Origin of the sequence: Paenibacillus sp. FSL R5-0470 (assembly GCF_037975205.1) — a bacterium.
GTDB lineage: Bacteria > Bacillota > Bacilli > Paenibacillales > Paenibacillaceae > Paenibacillus_AQ.
The window spans coordinates 5,332,682-5,350,105 of the sequence record NZ_CP150238.1; the positions used below are offsets into that span (position 1 = coordinate 5,332,682).

The 17,424-nt window shown below is 45.2% G+C and carries 14 protein-coding genes; 2 read left to right on the forward strand and 12 right to left on the reverse strand.

Going from position 1 to position 17,424, the window contains the following annotated elements; translation table 11 throughout:
• Positions 1-244: 244 nt before the first annotated feature.
• From MKY99_RS23605 to MKY99_RS23620, 4 genes are all read right to left on the reverse strand, one after another.
• The gene (locus MKY99_RS23605; protein ID WP_339266638.1) at positions 245-1,495 is read right to left on the reverse strand and encodes a zf-HC2 domain-containing protein; all 1,251 of its coding nucleotides are present in this window, start codon (positions 1,493-1,495) and stop codon (positions 245-247) included.
• Positions 1,492-2,040 (reverse strand): sigma-70 family RNA polymerase sigma factor, encoded by a 549-nt coding sequence (locus MKY99_RS23610; RefSeq protein WP_036677530.1) that lies wholly within the window; start codon positions 2,038-2,040, stop codon positions 1,492-1,494. Before MKY99_RS23610 ends, MKY99_RS23605 begins: the two co-directional genes overlap by 4 nt.
• A gap of 384 nt (positions 2,041-2,424) precedes the next feature.
• Positions 2,425-2,661 (reverse strand): hypothetical protein, encoded by a 237-nt coding sequence (locus MKY99_RS23615; protein ID WP_339266639.1) that lies wholly within the window; start codon positions 2,659-2,661, stop codon positions 2,425-2,427.
• A 235-nt stretch (positions 2,662-2,896) separates the two neighbouring features.
• The gene (locus MKY99_RS23620; RefSeq protein WP_042130419.1) at positions 2,897-3,538 is read right to left on the reverse strand and encodes a bifunctional 2-keto-4-hydroxyglutarate aldolase/2-keto-3-deoxy-6-phosphogluconate aldolase; all 642 of its coding nucleotides are present in this window, start codon (positions 3,536-3,538) and stop codon (positions 2,897-2,899) included.
• Positions 3,539-3,883: 345 nt separating this feature from the next.
• On the opposite strand from MKY99_RS23620, the gene MKY99_RS23625 reads away from it, so the two are divergent.
• Positions 3,884-4,834, forward strand: coding sequence for a sugar kinase (locus MKY99_RS23625; protein WP_339266641.1), 951 nt, complete (start codon positions 3,884-3,886; stop codon positions 4,832-4,834).
• Between the two features lie 87 nt (positions 4,835-4,921).
• Here the strand turns inward: MKY99_RS23625 and MKY99_RS23630 are convergent, their stop codons facing one another.
• From MKY99_RS23630 to MKY99_RS23655, 6 genes are all read right to left on the reverse strand, one after another.
• Complete coding sequence (locus tag MKY99_RS23630; protein ID WP_339266643.1) at positions 4,922-5,938, reverse strand: LacI family DNA-binding transcriptional regulator; 1,017 nt, start codon at positions 5,936-5,938, stop codon at positions 4,922-4,924.
• 71 nt (positions 5,939-6,009) lie between these two features.
• Complete coding sequence (locus tag MKY99_RS23635) at positions 6,010-7,128, reverse strand: hypothetical protein (RefSeq protein WP_339266645.1); 1,119 nt, start codon at positions 7,126-7,128, stop codon at positions 6,010-6,012.
• A complete protein-coding gene (locus tag MKY99_RS23640) occupies positions 7,125-7,664 on the reverse strand; it encodes an RNA polymerase sigma factor (protein ID WP_339266647.1) in 540 nt (179 codons plus the stop codon). The genes MKY99_RS23635 and MKY99_RS23640 overlap by 4 nt, the downstream gene beginning before the upstream one ends.
• A 363-nt stretch (positions 7,665-8,027) precedes the next feature.
• Positions 8,028-10,706: a ComEC/Rec2 family competence protein gene (locus MKY99_RS23645; protein WP_339266649.1), complete on the reverse strand. Its 2,679-nt coding sequence runs from the start codon at positions 10,704-10,706 to the stop codon at positions 8,028-8,030.
• Between the two features lie 118 nt (positions 10,707-10,824).
• A complete protein-coding gene (locus MKY99_RS23650) occupies positions 10,825-11,343 on the reverse strand; it encodes a dCMP deaminase family protein (protein WP_042191041.1) in 519 nt (172 codons plus the stop codon).
• 115 nt (positions 11,344-11,458) lie between these two features.
• Entirely contained in the window at positions 11,459-12,097 is a 639-nt protein-coding gene (locus tag MKY99_RS23655; RefSeq protein WP_339266651.1) for a helix-hairpin-helix domain-containing protein, read from the reverse strand.
• 186 nt (positions 12,098-12,283) lie between these two features.
• On the opposite strand from MKY99_RS23655, the gene comER reads away from it, so the two are divergent.
• Entirely contained in the window at positions 12,284-13,135 is an 852-nt protein-coding gene (gene comER, locus MKY99_RS23660) for a late competence protein ComER (protein WP_339266653.1), read from the forward strand.
• A gap of 59 nt (positions 13,136-13,194) precedes the next feature.
• Here comER and leuS read toward each other — a convergent pair whose 3' ends face one another.
• Complete coding sequence (gene leuS / locus MKY99_RS23665; RefSeq protein WP_339266655.1) at positions 13,195-15,645, reverse strand: leucine--tRNA ligase; 2,451 nt, start codon at positions 15,643-15,645, stop codon at positions 13,195-13,197.
• 516 nt (positions 15,646-16,161) lie between these two features.
• Entirely contained in the window at positions 16,162-17,229 is a 1,068-nt protein-coding gene (locus MKY99_RS23670; protein WP_042191048.1) for an AI-2E family transporter, read from the reverse strand.
• Between the last annotated feature and the right edge of the window lie 195 nt (positions 17,230-17,424).

The window sequence follows — 17,424 nt, forward strand, 5'->3', positions numbered from 1 at the left end:
TTGCCCAGATTCCTATTGTAGCAAAAAAAACGACATAAATGCACATGCAAAAACGGAGAAACTCTGGCAGCCATGGCCAAAGCCCCTCCGTTTAAGCGGCGCATCTATATAAACGCCGGAGTGAGAAGCCCTAGAAACTTCCCATCCGACGGTCATACCGATGTTCTTCAAATCCTATACTTTCTAGTTCCTGTCCGGTTGCTATAGTATATTCTGAAACTTCGAAAAATGTTCCAGCCTCAATTTAATTTGTTGACGTTGAAGATGGAGTCTTCGATGGTGTCGCCCCAGGTGATGTAACCGGCGTTGAAGAAGCTGCTGCTTCCTGTACAGTGTACACCTTAGTGGTATTCACACCATCTTTCTCCGTCACATACGTGAACTGCGAGCTATCCGCCGACCATTCTCCAGAAATCCAATTTCCTTCTAATGGATAAGAAGTCACTGCTATCCTATCGTCCACTGAACCTTCGGGTGAATTCTTATAAATAACAAGCTGTAATCCAGCAAACTCAACGGCATAATGCCCATCAGGGGAAGTCCAAGTCTGTACATTAGAATCATTAGAATCATTAGAAATGTTAAAACCCATAACGCCCATTCCGAAGTCATCAGAAGTCTTTAATGATTCCTCCGTAGGTGGCGCTGAATCAGCTGCGATCCTTTTATCTATAGAAGCAGGTTGATCCTTCTTATCCGCTTTGGGCTGATTATTACCGCCAGCACTAGTATCCGGAGTTTGAACTTTCGTTACAGTATCCGGCTTCGGCGTCATAATCTTCTCCGTTGGATTGGGCTTCACATTATTTGTTGGTTCTGGTATCGACCGTCCTCCAGATCCAGCATTAGTTTCTGTTGGAGAAGTCGGCATCGACGCAGGGTCTACCGGCCCCATCGCTCTATCTAATGCAGCGTTATCTTCATTCACATCAGGAGCAGCTGGTAGAGCCCCCGAATCCGTTCCGCTATTAGCAGGCGCAGCCTCATATGATTCAGCAGAAGTAGAGGTTTGCGATTCAATAGCCATATTATTAGCACTATCGCTGGTCGCTTTACTACTATCCTGCATCATTTGTTCTACCTCTGCCCCAGGCATTTTATCCGGCATATTAAAAATAGCGATCCCTAATATTACGGCAGCTGCGATAGCTCCAATGCCTGTCCGTGCTGCTATAGAGGTTCCCTTGGAAGGTTTACCACGGGAGCTTTCACGTGAAAATGGAACTACAACTGGTTCCTCGGTTCTCACAGCGCTTTGTTCACGGCTGCTTCGATCCAATTCTGCAAGCTGAGGTAAAATAGAGTCAACCAGACTAAACGGGGGTTTCACGTCTGGCAACTGCTCCAATTCTTTGGAGAGAAGTGTCAGCCGCTCAAAGACTTCCGCGCAGGAAGGACAATTATCGATATGACGGAACATCTCAACAATCTCATCTTGGCTCAAGTCTTGGTCTATATAGCGGTGCATCCATTCCATCACCTCCGCGCATTTCATCCCGATACACCACCTTTCTGGTACTCCTGAAGTCTATTCTGCAGCTGCTGTCTGGCCCTAAACAGATATGATTTCACTGTATTCAAAGGCAAATCCAGGCAGTCTGCAATCTCGTTGTAAGAAAAATCTTGTAAATAGCGCAGGACGATGACCGTCCGATGATGCTCGGGCAATTGATCAATCGCTTCACGTATATCCTCAGCTAAATAAGAGGATAGAACCTCACGTTCCACATTGTGTTTATCCTGAAACACCATTTCATGCTCATCAATAGAAACTGTAGGTTTAGTTCTTCTGAATTTATCAATGCAAATATTGGTGACGATTCGCTGAACCCACGTTTTGAACTGGGCCTTTTCCTCATATGAACCGATTTTGGTATAAACCCGGATCAAGGCCTCCTGAGATGCATCCAGCGCATCTTGTTCATTATGCAAAATGTAGAAGGCGGTTTTATATACATGCCCTTCAATTTCTCGCAATAGGGTGATTAGAGCGTCGCGATCGCCCGCTTGAGCGGCTCTGATGAGTCCCTGCTCCACCACGAAGGTTCCCCCTCTCTATGCAATCTTACTGACGCGCAAGACTGCGAATTTGTTGCAACCCTGTAATTAATATTTTTAGAATACCAAACTTTTCTTAGAACGTCATGTTAAGCCATCTTTTATAAAGTGCTATCGCACATTTCATAGCATTTCGCAGCCAATAATTCCTACTAAGCATACAGGGGAAACTTCAATCATTCAAATACTCTTTTGAATAACTTTATAACAAAAATGACACAAGTATAAACGCCTTCGGCATCCCAATAAGGCCGGCAAGCGTATAGGTAAGAAATATCCCCCATTTCCAAAAGAAACGGCTTATCCTCCTGTCGGAAAAGAAGCCGTCAGTAAACAAGAAATAACCTTAGTATCGAGCACATAACTCTATTTATATAACACAATCTTGCAGAGCATGAACACTGCGTAGTTGTCCCTAGTTTCATCATCCACAACATACGCCTCTCCATTCTCAAAAATATGAGGGTTATTGTAATTCCTCTCTAATCTATAGATCTGGCCTTCCGTCACCTTACAACCATGAAATGCCGACGCAATTCCTACGTATTCCGCATCCTCTTCATCAGCTGCAAGATACAGCTTTTTATCATGATAAGCAGGCATATACTCACTCCCGGTCCGATAATAAACCATTCCAATTCGTAGACGTCAGTCAATCATCATAACTCTTCTACTTTATAGTTTATTGCCTTTGTCCTCATTCTATACTTTATGAATACATATAATGTAAGAAAATCTGAATGTCTGAAAATATGTATATAAAAAAGGTTGTACGGCTGACATGCGTCAGCTATACAACCTTCAATAAATCTATCTATTCGAATTAAGAAAAACAGAATTAAATACCTTTTACCTCTTTAAATTTTGCCACATACTGAGCTGCAAGATCGGTAATCTGATCGTATCGACCATCCTTCGCAGGTGCAGTCAAATTACCCCCGATACCTACTGCAATACAGCCGTTGGCAATCCATTTTTCCATATTATTCAGATCCACGCCACCTGTTGGCATAATGTTCACATGCGGCATAGGGCCTTTAACCGCTTTCACATAATCCGGACCAAACGCACTGCCAGGGAACAGCTTAAGCACATCCACACCAAACTTCAATGCTTCCTTCATTTCATTTAATGTCATGCAGCCAGGCATGTACGGAATACCATAAAGATTACACATTTTAGCTGTCTCTGCTTCAAAAGAGGGACTGACCACAAATTCCGAGCCTGCAAGAATGGCTATTCTCGCCGTTAATGGATCAAGTACAGTTCCTGCTCCAATCACTGCGCGATCTCCGTACTCCGCTACCAATCGTTTAATCGCCACATCCGCATCCGGAGTAGTAAAAGTTACCTCAATATTATTCAAACCGCCTTCGATACAAGCAACGGACATTTTAAAAGCTTCCTCAGCACTATCAGCACGAATAACGGCTACAACTCCAACCGACGCCACATTCTGCAATACTTTCATTTTCTTCATCAGTAGACTCCCTTTCTCTTGGTACGATCATAGATGAATATGAAATACTAATTTAGATAAACTTTTTTATTAAATTTACTAATCAAAACGATATAATCTATAATCAGATAGTAATAACAATACAGTTAACAGTCAATACTTTTTTATGGATTTAGAGATATAAATTTATCAAAATGACCAATAAACCCTTGTTTTATAAGGAATTATTGATCATTTATTTTCTTTTGTCCAAAACAACTTTTGGATTAAAAATCATTCTTTTATTGTACAAAACCGATTTATGTGATAATTTCAAATTATACATCATTATACTGGGATAAATTCATTACCCTAGGAGGAACTCAAATGAGTAAACAGTTGGATGCCGTCACTTTCGGGGAGCCGATGGCGATGTTTTATGCGAATGAAACGGGTCCCCTGCATGAAGTATTTTCGTTCTCCAAAGCGTTGGCAGGTGCCGAGAGCAATGTTGCTACAGGCTTATCGCGCTTAAATCATCCTACAGGTTATGTTACGAAGCTTGGCGAAGATAACTTTGGTCATTTCATTGCTCAAGCAATGAAGAAAGAGAACATTGATACCACCAACATTACTTTTACTAAAGAAAATTCAACGGGTATGTTAATCAAATCAAAGGTTGTTACAGGCGATCCTAAAGTCGAATACTTCCGCAAAAATTCCGCAGCCTCCAAGCTTAGTCTGGTTGATTTTGACGAGGCATACTTTAATGCTGCAGGACATTTACACGTAACAAGTATCTCCGCCGCCTTATCCAAGAGCTGTCATGAATTCTCTGTTCATGCTATGGAGTTTATGAAGCGACAAGGAAAGACGGTCTCTCTCGATCCAAATCTGCGCCCTAGCTTATGGCCGGATACAGAAACAATGGTGAAGACGATCAATGATCTGGCTACACGCTGTGATTGGTTCCTTCCAGGACTCGGTGAAGGCAAGATTCTTACAGGTCTAAGTACGCCAGAAGAGATTGCGGACTATTATCTGGCGCGTGGCGTCAGCTTAGTCGTCATCAAGCTCGGGCCTGAAGGCGCTTACTATAAATCCGCTGAAGGAGAAGATTATGTAGACGGGTTTAAGGTAGAGCAGGTCGTTGATACCGTAGGTGCAGGTGATGGGTTTGCCGTTGGTGTAATCAGTGCGATGCTGGAAAAGCTTCCGATTGCTGAGGCCGTCAAACGTGGCAATGCGATCGGTGCGTTAGCCGTCATGTCACCTGGCGATATGGATGGACTCCCGACCCGTGAGGAGCTTGCGAAGTTTATGCAGCAGGAAGTTTAAGCACATAGATTTGAGTATATTCATTAAAAAATGCCGTCTCACAGTTGAACTGTGGAACGGCATTTCTTTGTATTTTATAGCCTATGCTTATTTATAAGACTTCACAGACTGCCCTTGTTGCAAGGTCGGCGGAAAACGATAAGTGATAGGAACAGAAGCACCTTTATCCTCGATACAAGAGAGTATAATCTTAGCAGCTTGCATGCCCATTTCGTAAGCAGGCTGTCGAATTGTTGTAATGACCGGATTATAAATTTGCGCGAACTCCGCATCATCTATACCGATGACAGACAATTGTTCCGGAATAGCGATGGCATTTCGATTCGCATATTTCAAAATCTCCGCTAGCGTGATATCGTTCGTAGCCAATAACGCTGTCGGAGGTTCCGGCAACGCTAAAAGGCGCTTCAGTCCTGCAGCTAATTCTTCTTTTGGCACACTACAAATATACTCCTCACGCAGCGTTAGGTCCGCTTCTTCCATTGCTTTTTTATAACCACTGATCCGCTCTTTACGAGGGGTAATCGCATGCTCCCCTAGCGGCAGGGTGACCAGAGCAATTCGCTCATGGCCTTGCTGTGTAAGCTGTCCCACACCTATCTTGGCCGCCATTTCATTGTCGAGCAGCAAGCTCTGCGTAGTGATTCCATCTACCAGACGATCCATAAACACTAACGGAAAATCCGCCTCAATCAGTCGGCTGTAAGCAGATGGATTGTTCCCCGTTGGAAAAATAATCAAACCGTCCACCTGGCGGGCAACTAAAGTTTCGACGTACTTGCTTTCTTTTTCTGCATTCTCATCGGCATTACATATGATTACTTGAATCCCGTGTTGCTGCAGCTCGTTCTCGATTGCCCGAATACACTGGATAGACAGCGAATAATCGATATTAGCAACGATGATTCCGACCATATGCGTCCGATTCTGCTTCAGACTGCGCGCAAGTCCATTCGGTTGATAATTGAGCTCCTCAATCACAGCCTCAATCCGATTCTTCGTCGCTTCACTCATATATTTAAAACGTTTGTTCAAAAATTGGGAGACCGTACTCTTCGACACTCCCGCTTTTTGAGCCACATCATCAATCGTTAACTTCTTCATCGCTTCGGCTCCACTCTTCTCAAAAGAAAATACTTTATCAAAAGTATAGCTTTTATTGGGTGAATTATCTACTAAGGAGTCTGACTCATAAATTCCTGATACAGCTCATTTCGTTGCTCTTCTGATAAAAATGCCCAATCTTCATCTATCCACCCTAGTCCACCTTTCATAAGAATATTCGCTTTACGTTGTTCCCCACCCACTTTATAATCCATGATTAAAGTTTCTCCCTTAATCTCTTTAAAACCAATTGCTATAGCAGGCGTTGGAATGCTCATGGTCTCCATATCATAAAGCACGGTTTTCTCTTTGTACTTTTTATCCCCTGCATATTCTAAGTAACTAATTACGAGCTGCTCATGTTCCTTATCAATAGCAATGATTGACTTGTATTCTAAAAGTGTATTGTCAAAGGATTTAAGCGCGATCGGAACCACAGCTTCCCCTGCCGCTGCTTTTTTAACATTAAGTATCGAAAACTTACCATCCTCATACATACCTACACCAAGAGTCTTTTTATAGGAAGTTAACAGGACATAATCTCCTGCTCCAAAAACCCCACTCAAATATTGATAGGTACTTGCCCCTCCCGCATAAAGAGGAAAAGTATATATCCTAGTAGCCGAAGAAGCCGATAGCTCCGTCTGGTCCTTCGAGCTCAGGTAAAGGGTGAACGGTTCTGTAGGATGTGTGTACTTTGGCTTCTTGTAGTCAACCATCGGGGGCGGCGGCGACCAAAGGATTCCCGCTGTTGTCTCAACGGCATATGCTTTGCTCTTATCTCTGCTCATTGGCAAAGGCATGTAATATTTCTTACCGCTAATCTCAAACTCTGCTGGACTTGTCGGAGGCTCTAACGCTTTGTCATTAGTAGCAGGAGTAGAAGAAGGTAGTATCCCTGCAGCTTGTGACTGCACCGATGAAGATTGGACTGGACCATGACTCTTCCATGCGCCTATAGGCAAGTTAAGTGCACCTATCAACAAAATCATAGCCACACTGGTCAGTAGCACACTTTTGTTTATTCGATAACGTCTGTGATTTTTATTTTTAAGCGTAGCAGCCTGTTCGATCTGAATCATCAGCTCAGGTGTAAAGCCATCTTCAATAAAAGGCCTTTTGCCTGCTTGTGTATACCAATCAGTCTGTCCGATCATCACTGGATTACTATTATCAGCTTTGCCTTTCATTCTCTCTCCTCCTTCTGGATGGCTTGCTTAACCTTCTCCCTCGCGCGCGCGAGCCGAGATTTCACAGTCCCTTGTGGTACATTCAGTAAATCGGACATTTCGCTGATCGATAGCCCATGCTGAATATCCAGTACAAGCACCTCTCTGTTCTTATCTGGTAGGTTCATAATAATTTCCCAGATTCGGTTCGCATACTGATTGCCTAGCGCTTCTCTTTCTGCAGACAGAGCAGTTACAGTGGCAGGTTGATCCCCAAATGGTATGAATCTGCGCCAAAAGCTATTTTTGCTCCAGCTAAAGGCTGTATTTCTAGTAATCGTAAGTAGCCAAGTTTTCATCGACGATTGTCCCCGGTACTTCCCCACATTTTTATATGCCTTCAAGAACACTTCTTGGCTAATATCATTCGCTTGCTCACGGCTTCTAGTTAAGAAAAAAGCATAATTCCACACATCCGATCCATACTCCTCCATCATTTCCCGCAAGGTCATCTCGGACGCATACGCTTCTGCATATGGCATATCTTCGCTTAGCATGTTTCGTCTCACCCCTTGCCTAATAAGACTTTCCAAACTTGAAAAAGTTCCCTTTAAAATAAATAATTAGGTTATATATTACTTAACAGCATAATCTCTATATCTGTATATTAAAAAGCACCACCGATGAACGCTTAAACGTCATCAGTGGTGCTCACGTGTCCGATTGGGGAGAGCTGAATTTATCTGTAAATAGCTTTCTATTGCATTTCGTGCAATAGAACTTGATTTTCCAACTCCATAGAAAGATTCTGTTGCACTTCATGCAATAGATACTATTAAAATTCAGAGAATTAGGCTTTTCCTTCATTTTGAGTGTACAAAGTACAGTAGAATGAAGATCCAGCTATCTTGGATTGCGTTCTATTGCACAAATTGCAATGCCTCCACCAACTTATATCGCACTTCAACCCCCTCCGCCCGCACCCGCATCTGTATCTCCCCCTGCTGATCCGTCCGGAATATAGATGCATGGTGATCTTCCAATCGCTCCAACACCTCAGATTTCGGGTGACCATACAGATTATTGACACCCGCAGAAATCACCGCTGCTGCAGGCTGCCAGAAGTCAAGCCAAGCTTCACCAGTGGATGTCTTACTCCCATGGTGAGCTACCTTCAGCACATCTATAGCAGGTCCAGCGCTGATGCCCTTTTGCTTAGCCTGCTCTATAATCTCCTCTTCAGCTTCCAAATCCATATCTCCGGTGAACAGAAAGTTCCTACCATTCATCTCGAAGCGAAAAGCTACGGAATCGTGGTTCTGCTCTTCCAGTAGAGGAATGCCATTCTGATAAGGAGTACCTGACACTTCTCCACCCCTTCCCTCCGGCCACAAAAAGAACAGCTCTGTCTTGTCATCCGGGGAAACGGTCATTCCTTGATGCACAGCGTACAGCTGAACATCCCTCTCTAGTGCAGTCCTCATCATCCCCATATAAAACTCGCGATCAACTAATGTCCCATTAAAAAGCAATGCCGAAACCGGAATCTCTTCCAACACGGCTTGGAGTCCTCCGGCATGATCCTGATCTCCATGTGTCAAAATAATCGCATCTAAACGCTGGATACCACGTTTTTTCAGCAGAGGCACCAGCACTTTAGCGCCAACCTCGAACGGACTTCGGCGAACGCGCCACTCTTCTTTTTGACCAAAGTTTAAGGTTCCACCACCGTCCACTAGAATATGTGCTCCGCTCGGTGTAGTGATGAGAATGCTGTCGCCTTGTCCGATATCCAGATAACTAATTGTACCTCTACCTGCTTGACCATCCGACTGATAACCCCTATACAGCAACATCCCCAGTCCAACTGCCAATAGTAGAACAATCGCTCCGCTCCAGCGTCCAACCTTAGAAGCACCAACAGCAATCTGTGCATTCCCCTCTCTCCCAAACCCACCGTGACTGTTCATAGATAAACCAGCCTCCGCTAAAGGTCTCGTCTCATCCTCCATATATTGCGGTGCAGAACGAGCTTCCTTTCCTAGCTTGGCAACATACAGCAGACCATACAACAAAACATAGTACACCCCGATCCACAGCAGTGAAGGCGAGCCCCAAATCAGTACTCCACCAGTAAATTCATTGATCCACTCCACAGCGTAAAAAGTAAAGTTATTCAACAGCTCCGTAACATGTGCCAGTACTTTTGCAGCATCTTCCCACAGTCGTCCAAGCAGTAGCGCAAGCGTCCCTAGCGGCAATACTACAAAGGTAATAAAAGGTACAAAGACCAAATTGGCGACAAAGGACAGTAGCGAAAACTGATTAAAATAATAAATCGTGAGCGGGAAAGAAACTAATTGGGCCACTAACGTCACCGAGACCGCACCTTTAAGCCAGCGTGGCAGTATGCTCAAAAGAGGATTCATAAGCGGAACGTATACCATCAAACCCAAGGTCACCAGAAAAGACAACTGGAAGCTGACACTGAGCAGCATATAAGGATTCCAGATCAACATAACCAGTGCCGATGCCGCCAAAATATTCAGTCCATCCTTCAACATTCCAACTCTTGCAGCGAGCAAGGCAATCATACTCATCAGCCCCGCACGCACAATGGACGGACCCGCACCAGACAAGAGGACGTATACCGGAACGAGTATGAAAGTGAGCGTTAGTGCGGTCTCTATTGTCAAGCGTAAGCGTCTGAACAGAAATAAAAGAACGCCTACATACACCGCTACATGCATACCTGAAATAGCGAGAATATGCGTCAAACCGAGCTGGGAGAACTGCTGAAAGGTATCCGGATCGAGATCATCCTGCATCCCAATGATTAAGCCCTTCATGTACCCAGAGTGGCGTCCTTGAAAAAGATGGTCCAGCTCCGCCCCAAGGGCCGTTCGCGCGCTGTCATTTAAGCGAAAAATCGTTAACGCACTCCATGAATCTGGCACGGTTACCCTTATATTTTCCGCTCCCAGCCCCTTCAATAGCCAATGAATCTTCTTCGTATGTAAATAAGCACGATAATCGAAGCCTCCAAAATTACGCGCTACTGCCGGCTCTTCCAGCACGCCATTAAGCAGCACCTCATCCCCTCTTCGCCACTCCGCAGCGACAGCAATTTCTTGCTCAGCCAGAAGTTTGATCTGCACCGCTATTAACTCACCCTCCACCTTTTCACCCTGCTCTTCCACAGGATCAGATGCTTTTTCATCCCCTTCTGCAAGCAGGTTCATATATAAGAGCTTCATTATAAAATCAACCCGATCCCCATCCCGTTCCACGACGGAAATGATCGTGCCTCTAGCTTCCACGGCGCTCCCATTCAGCTCTGCAATCGTGCTACCCAGCGCTTCAGGCATTCCGCTAATATTGCGAGCTTCGTTCCACTCCCAAAATCCAGCCGCTAAAGAAATGGATAAACACAACACGGCTATGTATTTCCAACTTACTGTTCCCCACACCCTCAGACTCACCAATAAAAGTATTAATCCAGCCCATGCTAACAGCAGTCCGTTCCCTGAGCTTAAGCAACCCGCTGCGCTTCCAGCCACCCAACATACTGTAAAGCTTAATAAAGGTCTTTCCTTCACGTTTCCTTCCCCCCTTTATCAATACTGAATACAAAAAAAGAACCTCTACATGCGCTACAAGAGCGCACGAGAGGTTCTTCCTCAAGCCATCTTATTAAATTAGTGTTGTACAGATCAGCTACTCTGACACTTTGATCATCGTTTCACTTGGCGGCTCATAGTTCTCCAATTGACGAAATATGATACCCTTGGCAGCCATCATCGCTTCAACCTTTTCCATATCCTTACGGTAAGGTCGGTAATACACGATTTCCACGATACCACTGTTCGCCAGCATATTGGCGCAGGTCCAGCAAGGCTCATCTGTCACATAGACGGTACTGCCTTCCCGATCGATTCGGTCTGTAAATAGCAAAAGATTCTGTTCCGCATGAATCGTGCGAATACAGCGCTGTTTCTTCACCATTGTCTCTACGCCATCCACGATTTCCATTTCATATTGCTCCGAGAGCATACAGCCTGCCTCTGAACAATCAGGTACGCCCATTGGCGCCCCGTTGTACGCTGTTCCTAGCAACTTCTTGCCTTGTACCAGCACAGCACCCACATGTCGGCGATTACAGCGTGAACGAGTTGAGACCATGCAGGCAATGTCCATGAAGTAAGTATCCCAGTCTTTACGATAAGCAGCAGTCATAATTAATCTCCATATCCTTCTAAATAGTTGTTAACTATTGTAGCACATCCCCGCAAGTATTCACTAGGACAACGGTTGTAGCACATTCAACAGTACCTTCAATACCCTTTTATCTTCAAAATATTACTAAAGGCTTTAGCTTTTCCAGCATTTTGGGCCCGATCCCCTTCACCTTCCCCAAATCTGACAGACTACGAAAAGCCCCTTCACGGTTGCGATACTCGATTATAGTCTGGGCCTTCTTCTCTCCGATGCCCGGGAGATCCATCAGCTCCTTAGCACCCGCAGTGTTCACATTTATTTTACCTTCCTGTGAAGCGACTGACGTGGTAACCTCAAGCGCCTCCAAAGCATTCTCTCCAGTAACTGTTGTCGCTTTTTCATCTACTGGAGTCGGGACAGTATGTTCTACTTGTGCAGTATCCTTCACCTTCTGAGCAGGATCAGACTTATCACTAACTTCAGCCTTTCCAGCACTATCTGTTTTCCCAGAAGCATCAGTCTTCCCAATAGCTTCGGCTCCCACTGTAACTTTCCCAGCACTTTGCTTATCTACCTTCGTCTGCTGGCCTCCCACTTTGCCCTCTGTAGCCGAAGCTTCGTCTGGCTCAGCGACTCCAATCGCTTGTTCCATGCTTGCATTCAAGGTTTCCCATCCGGAAATGCCGGAATCCCCCTTACTCCCAGCAGCCCATAACAATCCACTACCCAGTAAAGCTACAGCCACTCCGAGCACTACACTCCCTTTATTCAAAATGCGCTCCCCCTCACGAAAATTCGTCCTATACTTTTTTGTGAATCTTCATACATTCCTTTAATTGGAATTCCCTTTAATAATTCATACAAAACCTGTCATTTGTCCAAGGCTATCCTGCATACATATAACGAAGAGAATTCATGTCAGTTAGTAAAAAGCAATGCTAGAAAGGAGGAACCACAGGTGAAAGTAGGATTTATCGGAACAGGCAGCATGGGCAGCCTGCTGATCGACGCCTTTCTTTCTTCCGGAGCGCTAGAACCGTGTGATGTGCTTGCCAGCAACCGCAGCCTGAATAAGCTGCTGGAGCTTGAGAAGCGTCACCCCGGCATTTCCATTTGCGGAAGCAATAGGGAGACAGCGTTAGGAAGTGATATCGTTTTTTTATGCGTAAAGCCACTTGAATTTAAAACATTAACAGATGAGATCGGCTCATGTCTCCGGAGTGAGCAAATTGTCGTATCCATTACTAGTCCAGTTCAATTGCATCATCTGGAATCCGCTTTGCCGTCCAAAATTGCCAAGATCATCCCAAGCATTACGCACTGCGTCAAGAGTGGGACTTCACTGTGCATATTTGGCAGCAGGCTTAATAAAGAAGACAGGCTTGTACTGTTACAGCTATTGTCTTTCATAGGTGTTCCCTTAGAAATCCAAGAAGCACATACCCGAATCGCTTCTGATTTCTCCAGCTGTGGACCTGCGTTCTTAAGCTATTTCATTGAGCGCTGGATAGAAGCAGCCGTTGAGGCCACTGGAATTGAAGAGACATTAATCAGCCGACTCGCTGGTGAAATGCTGCTTGGAACAGGCAAATTACTGACAGAAGGGGAGTTTACCCCGCAAGAGCTTCAAGAACGGGTCGCTGTTCGCGGTGGCATTACCGCAGAAGCGTTAAACCACTTACGTACCAGTCTAGATGGTGTATTTGAACGCCTCATCACGACAACGCATGATAAATATGATGAGGATGTTATTAAGCTTGATGAGCTATTCAGACACGACACTATTAATCAGGGTCCTAAAGAACGTTAGAACAACAAAGCCCGCAGCACGGATTTCTCCGATGCTGCGGGCAGAATTGCGTTCTTCGCTTAACCCACTACAATATTTACAAGCTTGCCAGGAACCGCAATAATCTTGCGTACGGTTTTACCTTCTACAGCTGCACTCACATTAGGAAGTGACAGCGCATGAGCTTGCATTTCTTCCTGACCCATATCCAGCGGAATCAGGGCGCGTTGTACGATTTTACCATTAACTTGAATAACGATTTCAACCTCAGCATCGACTGTCCATGCTTCATCATAAGCTGGCCAAGCCACGTAGCTGATGCTTCCTTCATGACCAAGCAGTTGCCACAGCTCTTCAGCAATATGCGGCGCCAGTGGTGACAACATTTGCACAAAGTGTTCGGCAGCTTCATGGGACAAGGTTTCTTGCTTGTAGGCATCGTTAATGAAAATCATCAACTGGCTAATCGCCGTATTGAAACGCAGATGTTCGAAATCCTCAGTGACTTTCTTAATCGTTTTGTGCCAAGTACGTTTGAACTCTTCCGTACCGCCATCTGCTGTGATTTTAGAATTGAGCTTACCTTCCTCATTCACGAACAGGCGCCATACACGGGACAAGAACCGGTGAACCCCTTCAACACCCTTTTCATTCCAAGGTTTGGTTGCTTCCAGAGGGCCCATAAACATTTCATAGACACGCAGTGTATCCGCACCGAAAGCTTCAACAATTTCATCTGGGTTGATGACATTTCCGCGTGATTTACTCATTTTTTCATTATTATTTCCAAGAATCATGCCTTGGTTAACCAGCTTATGGAACGGTTCTTTCGTTTCCACTACGCCAATATCATAAAGCACCTTGTGCCAGAAACGTGCATAGAGCAAGTGAAGTACGGCATGCTCCGCTCCGCCAATGTACAGATCCACTGGAAGCCATGCTTTTTGCTTCTCAGGGGAGCACAGCTCTTGATCGTTTTTCGGATCAATATAACGCAGGTAGTACCAGCAGCTGCCCGCCCATTGCGGCATGGTGTTGGTCTCACGGCGAGCCTTCATACCAGTCTCAGGATCGATCGTTTCCACCCACTCTGTTACATTCGCAAGTGGAGACTCCCCAGTACCCGATGGTTTGATCGCATCTACATCAGGCAGTACCAGCGGCAGCTGATCAACCGGAACAGTCTTCATTGTTCCGTCTTCCAAATGCAGAATTGGAATCGGCTCTCCCCAGTAGCGTTGACGGCTGAACAGCCAATCACGCAGACGATAGGTTACTTTACCTTTACCTACGCCCTTCTCTTCAAGCCAAGCAATCATCTTCGCAATCGCTTCTTCATTCTTAAGTCCATTCAAGAAATCAGAATTGACATGCGGTCCGTCTCCGGAATACGCCTCTTCTTCAACGTTGCCACCTTGTACGACTTCCACGATATTCAGGCCGAATTGTTTAGCAAATTCCCAGTCGCGAGTATCGTGACCTGGAACCGCCATGATCGCACCCGTTCCATATCCGGCAAGTACATAATCTGCAATCCAGATCGGTGCCTTGGCGCCATTCACAGGATTGATTGCATACGCACCCGTGAATACACCGCTCTTCTCTTTAGCCAAATCTGTACGTTCCAGATCGCTCTTATGAGAAGCTTTCACACGATATTCTGCAATCGCTGCACGTTGTGCTTCTGTTGTAATGGCATCAACCAGTTCATGCTCTGGTGCTAATACACAGTAGCTAGCTCCGAACAATGTATCTGGACGTGTTGTAAACACGGTCAGGCTAGCATCGTGACCTTCAATTTCAAAGTTCACTTCTGCACCTGTGGATTTGCCGATCCAGTTGCGCTGCATATCCTTAATGCTTTCAGACCAATCCAGCTCTTCCAGATCTTCAAGCAGACGCTCAGCATATTCAGTAATTCTCAGAATCCACTGACGCATCGGTTTGCGGACAACCGGATGTCCTCCGCGCTCACTTTTACCATCAATAACTTCTTCGTTGGCAAGTACTGTACCCAGTGCCTCGCACCAGTTAACAGGTACTTCTGCTACATAAGCCAAGCCTTTGTTGTACAACTGGATGAAAATCCACTGCGTCCATTTGTAATAATCTGGATCTGTAGTGCTGATCTCGCGATCCCAGTCGTAGGAGAAACCCAGCGATTTGATCTGACGACGGAAATTATCGATGTTCTTATCTGTGAAATCACGTGGATGCTGACCTGTATCCATTGCATACTGCTCTGCAGGAAGTCCAAAAGCATCCCAGCCCATTGGGTGCAGCACGTTAAAACCACGCATCCGTTTGTAACGGGATACGATGTCCGTTGCTGTGTAGCCTTCTGGATGACCTACGTGCAGTCCTGCACCTGAAGGGTACGGGAACATATCCAGTGCATAGAAATTCGGTTTGGTTGGATCTTCACCTGTCTTAAAACTTTTGTTCTCATCCCAGAACTTTTGCCACTTGGGCTCAATAGCCTGCGCCCGGTAACCGTCGGCAGGTATACTGTTTGTTTGATTGTCGCTCATTGTCTGCTCCTCCTTGGAGTATTACTACTTAGATTTCTTAACCAAGCATAAACGCCATCGGCATCCTTATAAGGACGACAAGCGTTTATGCGAGAAATATAAGACATGAAGTATTTCGTGAAACCTATACCCTCTTATATTTACAAAAAAACCTCCCATCCCTAGCGTATTATCGCTAGGGACGAGAGGTTATAATTCCCGTGGTACCACCCTAGTTAGCGGCTGAATATACTTTATTCTGCCACTCACTTTGCACCCTTTAGCGGGGGTGAGGCGACGGCGGTTCACCTAGGGCATCCATTATGTCTAGTGGATATCCTGAAACTTGCGCCGTTACTCCGAGGTGAGTTCACTCCGTTCCGTTAACCGGCTCGCACCTTAGTGCCGGCTCTCTGCAATAACGGTATAGAATTAATACTCCTCATCATCGATCAACTATATATACCGACTGTTCATCAGTAATATTCCCCAACATTATATACAAAACTGTTGTCTATAGTCAATGTTTTACCCTATTTACACGGGCTTTCGTTTGATTAAATACGTCATAAAGTGTTGAATAACGACTTTTGCAGCTGCGAAGAACGGTACAGCAAGGATAAGTCCGATCATTCCCGCCAATTCACCGCCAACCAGAAGCGCAAAAATAATGAGCAGCGGATGCAAATGCAGCTTCTTTCCCACCACCTGTGGTGAAATAATGTTACTTTCCACGATTTGGCACACTGTGTTAACCACTGCAACCAACAGCACTAAACGAAAAGAAACAGTCGAAGCCATTACAATGGCTGGTGCAGCCCCCAAAAAGGGACCCATATACGGAACAATATTGAACACTGCCACAACACTCGCAAACAGTAAAGCATACGGCATTCCGATGATGGCATAACCGATATAAGCAAGCACACCTATAATAATGCAGACCAGAAACTGTCCACGAATGTAGTTGCCGAGTGCATCATCGATATCTTTTAACAAAGTTACAATAGACTTACGGCGTGCGCGGGGCAGACAAGACACCACCGTCCGCTCAAACACATCAAAATCCTTCAGAATATAGAACACTAGAAACGGTACGATGAAAGCATTGAACAGCACATTAATCGTTGTCCCTATATTATCGAGAAAATTAGAAATCCCTTCGGCGAGACGACTTTCCAATTGGAAAAACCAGTTGTTCATCCCCATCTCGACCCCGGGCGGGATTAGTCTAGAATTCATATGTCGCATCAGCCCTTGGGCTTGCAGCGTCATCTCTGGCAAATGTTCATTCAACTCTTCAAGCTGCTCGATAAACATCGGGATAAGGTTAATTGCGATCACTGCAATCGCCGTTAGGAATACTGCATATATTAGTAGAACAGCTACACTACGCGGCATCTTCCGTCCGGCCAGCATACTAACGACGGGATTCAATACGTAGGAAATAATCATAGCTGCCAGAAATGGAGCGAGGATTGCCTTCAAAAATACAAATATCCCCTGCAGCATCGGACGAAGCAACCAAACAAAATACAAAATGATCAGGGAGAGCAGCACTCCGATCATCCAGCGGAACCACTTACTTTGGGACCATTGCTCCATGAGTGTACCCCTCCTGCGACTGTAGCCTGGACTAGCTTCGTAAATAAGTATATGTATGGCCGCAGCAAAATAACCATCAAGCACACAAAATAACCCCACAAAGTGAGGCCTTTGCTTCGATGCTTTGCGGGGAACCCCCAAAATAACCCCACAAAGTGAGGCTTTTGCTTCGATGCTGAATCAGGTACTTTGCGG

Excerpts from the sequence above, each read along its gene's own strand:
- MKY99_RS23605 (WP_339266638.1), bottom strand. The coding sequence starts at position 1,495 with ATGAAATGCGCGGAGGTGATGGAATGGATGCACCGCTATATAGACCAA.
- MKY99_RS23615 (WP_339266639.1), bottom strand. The coding sequence starts at position 2,661 with ATGCCTGCTTATCATGATAAAAAGCTGTATCTTGCAGCTGATGAAGAG.
- MKY99_RS23620 (WP_042130419.1), bottom strand. The coding sequence starts at position 3,538 with ATGAAGAAAATGAAAGTATTGCAGAATGTGGCGTCGGTTGGAGTTGTA.
- MKY99_RS23625 (WP_339266641.1), top strand. The coding sequence starts at position 3,884 with ATGAGTAAACAGTTGGATGCCGTCACTTTCGGGGAGCCGATGGCGATG.
- MKY99_RS23630 (WP_339266643.1), bottom strand. The coding sequence starts at position 5,938 with ATGAAGAAGTTAACGATTGATGATGTGGCTCAAAAAGCGGGAGTGTCG.
- MKY99_RS23635 (WP_339266645.1), bottom strand. The coding sequence starts at position 7,128 with ATGAAAGGCAAAGCTGATAATAGTAATCCAGTGATGATCGGACAGACT.
- MKY99_RS23640 (WP_339266647.1), bottom strand. The coding sequence starts at position 7,664 with ATGCTAAGCGAAGATATGCCATATGCAGAAGCGTATGCGTCCGAGATG.
- MKY99_RS23650 (WP_042191041.1), bottom strand. The coding sequence starts at position 11,343 with ATGACTGCTGCTTATCGTAAAGACTGGGATACTTACTTCATGGACATT.
- leuS (WP_339266655.1), bottom strand. The coding sequence starts at position 15,645 with ATGAGCGACAATCAAACAAACAGTATACCTGCCGACGGTTACCGGGCG.
- MKY99_RS23670 (WP_042191048.1), bottom strand. The coding sequence starts at position 17,229 with ATGGAGCAATGGTCCCAAAGTAAGTGGTTCCGCTGGATGATCGGAGTG.